The 5351-nt window shown below is 75.3% G+C and carries 3 protein-coding genes; 1 reads left to right on the forward strand and 2 read right to left on the reverse strand.

Annotation, left to right across the window (positions count from 1 at the left end):
* Window positions 1-153: 153 nt before the first annotated feature.
* The gene (locus ACFC1F_RS42470) at window positions 154-2922 is read right to left on the reverse strand and encodes a SpoIIE family protein phosphatase (protein ID WP_376167077.1); all 2769 of its coding nucleotides are present in this window, start codon (window positions 2920-2922) and stop codon (window positions 154-156) included.
* A gap of 99 nt (window positions 2923-3021) precedes the next feature.
* On the opposite strand from ACFC1F_RS42470, the gene ACFC1F_RS42475 reads away from it, so the two are divergent.
* Window positions 3022-3831, forward strand: a complete 810-nt coding sequence (locus tag ACFC1F_RS42475) for a TrmH family RNA methyltransferase (RefSeq protein WP_376167079.1) — start codon at window positions 3022-3024, stop codon at window positions 3829-3831.
* Between the two features lie 308 nt (window positions 3832-4139).
* Here the strand turns inward: ACFC1F_RS42475 and ACFC1F_RS42480 are convergent, their stop codons facing one another.
* Window positions 4140-5096 carry a hypothetical protein gene (locus tag ACFC1F_RS42480; protein ID WP_376167081.1) on the reverse strand — a complete coding sequence of 319 codons (957 nt, stop codon included), beginning with the start codon at window positions 5094-5096 and terminating at the stop codon, window positions 4140-4142.
* Between the last annotated feature and the right edge of the window lie 255 nt (window positions 5097-5351).

Raw genomic sequence — 5351 nt, forward strand, 5'->3', positions numbered from 1 at the left:
GATAAACACCACAATACCGTCGAGTCGCTGAGCCTTTTAAAAATGCAGCGGGTGCAGCTGGCGGCGGCCCTCGTCCACTCCAAACCCCCCGCCGCATCCCCGGCCTCCTGGCCTCCCGGCTCCTCGGCTTCCCGGCCCCGCCCCCACCGGCGCTCACTCCAACGGCTGCTCCGTCCAGATCACCTTCCCGGTGGCCGTGTACCGCGTCCCCCAGCGGTCCGCGAACTGGGCGACCAGGAACAGCCCGCGCCCGCCCTCGTCCGTGGTGGCCGCGTACTTCAGGTGCGGCGACGTGCTGCTGCCGTCGGACACCTCACAGATCAGCGACCGGTCGCGGAGCAGCCGCACCCGGATCGGCCCCGTTCCGTACCGGATCGCATTGGTCACCAGCTCGCTCAGGATCAGCTCGGTGACGAACGCCGCCTCGTCCAGCCCCCACAGCGCCAGCCGCTCCGCCACCGCCGCCCGCACCTCGCCCACCGCCGCGGGGTCGGACCGCACCTCCCACTCCGCCACGTGGTCCTCCGCGAGCACCCGCGTCTTCGCCACCAGCAGCGCGATGTCGTCCTGCGGATGCGCCGGCAGCATGGCGCCCAGCACGTCCGCACAGGTCTGCTCCGGCGTCCGCGTCGGCCCGGCAAGCGCCGCCCGCAGCAGCTCCAGCCCCTCGTCGATGTCCCGCTCGCGGTCCTCCACCAGCCCGTCCGTGTACAGCACCAGCCGGCTGCCCTCGGCCACCTCCACCTCGACGGTCTCGAACGGCAGCACCGCCAGCCCCAGCGGCGGCCCGGTCGACAGCTCCGGGAAGACCACCCGCCCGGCCGGGTCGATCATCGCCGGCGGCGGATGCCCCGCACTGGCCAGCGTGCAGCGCCGGGACACCGGGTCGTAGATCGCGTACAGGCAGGTGGCACCGGTCACGGCCGCAGAGCCGCCGGTCGCCGACTCCTCCTGGTCGATCCGGTTCACCAGCTCGTCCAGGTGCCCCAGCAACTCGTCCGGCGGGAGGTCCAGCGTCGAGAAGTTGTGGATCGCGGTCCGCAGCCGTCCCATCGTGGCCGCCGCGTGCAACCCGTGCCCCACCACGTCCCCGACCACCAGTGCCACCCGCGTGCCCGGGAGCGGGATCACGTCGAACCAGTCCCCGCCCACGCCCGCCTGCGCCGGCAGGTACCGGTGCGCCACCTCCAGCGCGTTCTGCTCCGGCAGGCTGCGCGGCAGCAGACTGTGCTGCAAGGTGACCGCCATCGCGTGCTCCCGGGTGTACCGGCGCGCGTTGTCGATGCAGACCGCGGCGTGCGAGACCAGCTCCTCGGCCAGCGCCAGGTCCTCCTCGTCGAACGGCTCGGCCCGGTCGGCCCGCCAGAACCGCGCCACCCCCAGCAGCACCCCGCGCGCCCGCAGCGGCACCCGTACGAGTGAGTGCACCCCGTACGCCAGCACCTGTGCCGACCGCTCCGGATCCTGCTCCCGCCAGGCCTCCGCCTCCGCCAGCCTCGGCTCCACCCCGGCCAGCCCGCTGCTCAGCGCCCCCGCCAGCGGCGAGGTCGGCACCACGTCCACCACCGTGCCGACGGGGTAGAACGGCGCGTCGGTCCGTACGCCGCTGAACGCCGCCCGGCGCATCCGCCCCAGTTCGAGCCCCGGCGGCGGCTCCTCGCCCTCCAGGACCTGCTCGGCCAGATCGACGCTGACGAAGTCCGCGAACCGCGGCACCGCCACCTGCGCCAGCTCCTCGGCCGTCCGCGTGACGTCCAGCGAACTGCCCACCGTGACGCCCGCGTCGTACAGCAGTCGCAGCCGCCGCTGCGCCACCTCGGCCCGCCCGGAGAGCGCCAGCAGCTCGGTGGAGTCGCGCAACGTGGCGACGCAGCCGGGCGGGCCGCCGGCCTGGTCGGTCAGCCGGACGTTCACCGCCAGCAGCCGCTCCCCGGCCAGGACCATCTCGTCGTTGACCGGCCGGTTGGCGGTCAGCAGGTCCTGGGGCGCGGTCTCCAGGCCGAGGTCGGTCACCATCCGCCCCTCGGCGTCGGCAGGCAGGTCCAGGAGCCGGCGGGCCTCGTCGTTGCAGAGCAGCAGCCGCCCGTCGCCGCCGACGATCAGGACCCCTTCGCGCACGGCGTGCAGCACCGCCGCATGGTGCTCGTACATCCGCGTCATCTCGACCGGCCCCAGCCCGTGGGTCTGCCGCCGCAGGCGCCGGCTGATCAGCGCCGTCCCACAGGTGGCCAGCCCGAGCGCGACCGCCGCCGCGCCGAGCACGACCGGCAGCTGCCGCTCGCTGGCGCTGCTCACATTGGCGATCGTGATCCCGGCCGACACCATCCCGACCACCTGGCCGTCCGGCGCGTGCACCGGCACGATCGCCTGGACGAGCGGCCCGATCGTGCCGTTGATCTCCTCGGTGACCACCTGGCCCTGCAAGGCGGGCTCGTAGTTGCCGACGAACTTCTGCCCGATCCGCGCCGGGTTCGGGTGGGTGTAGCGGATGCCGTTGGTATCGAGCACGACGATGAAGTCCACGCCCGCGTTGATCCGCGCCGCCTGCGCATAGGGCTGGAGGATCGCGGTCGGGTCGGGGGAGCGCAGCGCCTCGACGATGCCGGGCGAGTTGGCGAAGGTCTGCGCCACCGCCACCGACCGGTTGGTCGCCTCGTGCCGGGCGTCGTTGCGGGACTGCACCACCAGGGCGACCACGGCGGAGGCCACCAGCAGGAGCACGACCAGTACCTGGAGCGCGAAGAACTGCCCGGCCACCGACCGGTGCTTCACCGGCTTCGGCCGCGCCGCTCGTGGCTGCTGTTGCCGACCGTGTGGGCGCCCACCGGCGGAGCCGGCGGTGCCAGTGGCACGGGAGGCGACAGAGGAGCCAGAAGCACCAGTGGCCGACGGAGCCCAGGATCGGCCCGGAAAACGGGCCATACGTCATATTTGCACTCTGCGCGCCGACGGGCCAAGGGCAGCGACCTCCGCCCTTTGGGCCGTTTGGCCTTCTCCACCCCGCCTTGGCAAGATCGCAGGGTGTCCGAACCCAGCACCATCACCGATCCCGCAGACCCGCGCCTCGCCGACTACACCGGCCTGACCGACGTCGAACTCCGCCGCCGACGCGAGCCCGCCGAGGGCCTGTTCATCGCCGAGGGCGAGAAGGTCATCCGCCGCGCCCTCGCCGCCGGATACCGGATGAGGTCGATGCTGCTCACGGCCAAGTGGCTGGACGTGATGGCGGACGTGATCGCCGAGGCCGACGCCCCCGTCCACGTCGTCGAACCCGCCCTCGCCGAGGCCGTCACCGGCTACCACGTCCATCGCGGCGCACTCGCCTCCATGGAGCGGAAGCCCTTGCCGGAGGCCGCCACGGTGCTGGCCGGTGCCCGCCGCGTGGCGGTGCTGGAAGGGCTGGTCGACCACACCAACCTGGGCGCGATCTTCCGCAGTGCCGCTGCGCTGGGCATGGACGCCGTCCTGCTCTCGCCCGACTGCGCCGACCCGCTCTACCGCCGCGCCGTCAAGGTCTCCATGGGCGCCGTGTTCGCCGTCCCCTACGCCCGGCTGGACCCCTGGCCGGCGGCCCTCGACACCGTCCGCGCCGCCGGCTTCAGCCTGCTCGCCCTCACCCCGGCCGACTCCGCCGTCGACCTCGCCGCGCTGGCCCCGCACCAGCTTCCCAAGGCGGCCCTCATGCTCGGCGCCGAAGGCGACGGCCTCACCCGCCAGGCCATCGCGGCCGCCGACCACCCCGTCCGGATCCCGATGGCCCACGGCATCGACTCCCTCAACGTCGGCGCCGCCGCAGCCGTGGCCTTCTACGCCGTCACCGCGACCTCCTGACACCTGACACGGAAAGCCGGCCGGCCCGGCTCCCACTCGACCCGCCGGAGTGACGCCCGTTGCCGTCCGGCCGGGTGGCGGTCGCCGCGCTGTACGTGGTGGGGGAGTGGAAGTCGGCCGGTCCGACTTCCTGTGCGCGGGTGTGTTCGGAGCGTCTGCGGCTGCCCGGGTCCGCCTTGGCCCGCTCCCGGGGGCGCCCGGTCAGGTGGCGCAGCCCGGGGTGTGGGAAGTCGGCCGGTCCGACTTCCCGTACCTGCCCGGGGCCCCGGAGGGTTCTGCACACGCGGCGCCGGGAGTGCCCCGGGGTGTCAGCCCGCGGGGGCGGTGGGCGGGGCGGGGGCGGCGGCCGGTGGCGGGGTGACGGTGAGGGTGGGGGCGCCGGGCCACGACTCCTCCATGGTCCCGTCCGCCCGCAGCGTGTAGCGGGTGGAGGCGGCGGCGCCCGTCTGGGCGCTGCGCTCCTCACGGACCAGCGCGCCGTTGTCGAGCCGCCAGGTGGCGGTCGCCTGCGGGTCGGCGGCCGAGGAACGGGAGGCGAGAGGTACGGGCGCGTCCCCGTTGAAGGAGAAGAGCTGGACCAGGTCGACCGGCACCGATCCCTCTGCTCGCCGCAGCACCACCAGGGAGGCCGGTGCACCCTTGTAGCGGGCCGGGAGGACCGCGCTCAGTGCGACCTGCGGCCCGGCGCCCGCCGACCGCCCGTCCCGCAGCGCGATGGCGGGGCCACCCGCCGGGTCGGGGTAGCTGCGGTTCGGCCAGTCGACCGTGGGCCCGGCGCCCTGGGCGGGCGCCAGCGCCCCGTCGCCGCGGGCCGCCGTGGTCAGCGGGGTGGTCGCGGTCTGGGGCACCGCCGTGGGCGACACACCGTCCACCGACTGCCCGGCCCCGGCCGGCTGGGCGGCCTGGACGGGCGCGGTGCTCACGGTCCCGCCGCCGGCCGGGCCGTGACCCTGGTTGCTGTGGTTCTCGCACCCCTGTGCCGCCGCGATCGCCAGGGCCACTCCGAGCGTGACGGTGACGAAGACGACCAGCCGCTGCCTCAGCAGCCGCTGCCGTGATGTGCCGGGGCGGCCGCCCGGGACGGGGGTGTGCTGCCGGTCGCGGGTGCGCCGCGGCCGGTCCGTCCGCTGCGGCTCCCGCTCCCGCTGTGGCTCCCGCTCGTGCGGTCCGGCGAGGCCGCCGGGCCCGCCGGTCCGTCCGGGTGGCGGGGTCTGCTGGCGCTGGCGCAGCGGCCGGGTGGCCTGGGCGGCCTCGGGCCGGGGCATCGGCGTGGTGGCCGGCTGGCCCTGCGGCCGTCGCTGCGCGGCACCGGGCCGCGAGCCCGGGTGGACGCCGGCCCGGGCACCGGGGTGAACGCCGGGGTACCTGCCCTGAGGCCCGCCCTGAGGCCCGCCCGCGTGCCCACCGGGCTGCCCGCCCGGGTGCCCGCCGGCATGGACGCCCTGCCCGCCGCCCTGAGGCCCGCCCGGCCGGCTGCCCGCAGCGGCGCGGGCGCGCGCGGCGCCCGCCGGGTCGGGGGC

Source organism: Kitasatospora sp. NPDC056181 (assembly GCF_042266225.1).
In the GTDB taxonomy this organism is placed as follows: domain Bacteria; phylum Actinomycetota; class Actinomycetes; order Streptomycetales; family Streptomycetaceae; genus Kitasatospora.

Coding starts and splice junctions, on each gene's coding strand:
- ACFC1F_RS42470 (WP_376167077.1), bottom strand. CDS start 2,922: ATGGCCCGTTTTCCGGGCCGATCCTGGGCTCCGTCGGCCACTGGTGCT.
- ACFC1F_RS42480 (WP_376167081.1), bottom strand. CDS start 5,096: ATGCCCCGGCCCGAGGCCGCCCAGGCCACCCGGCCGCTGCGCCAGCGC.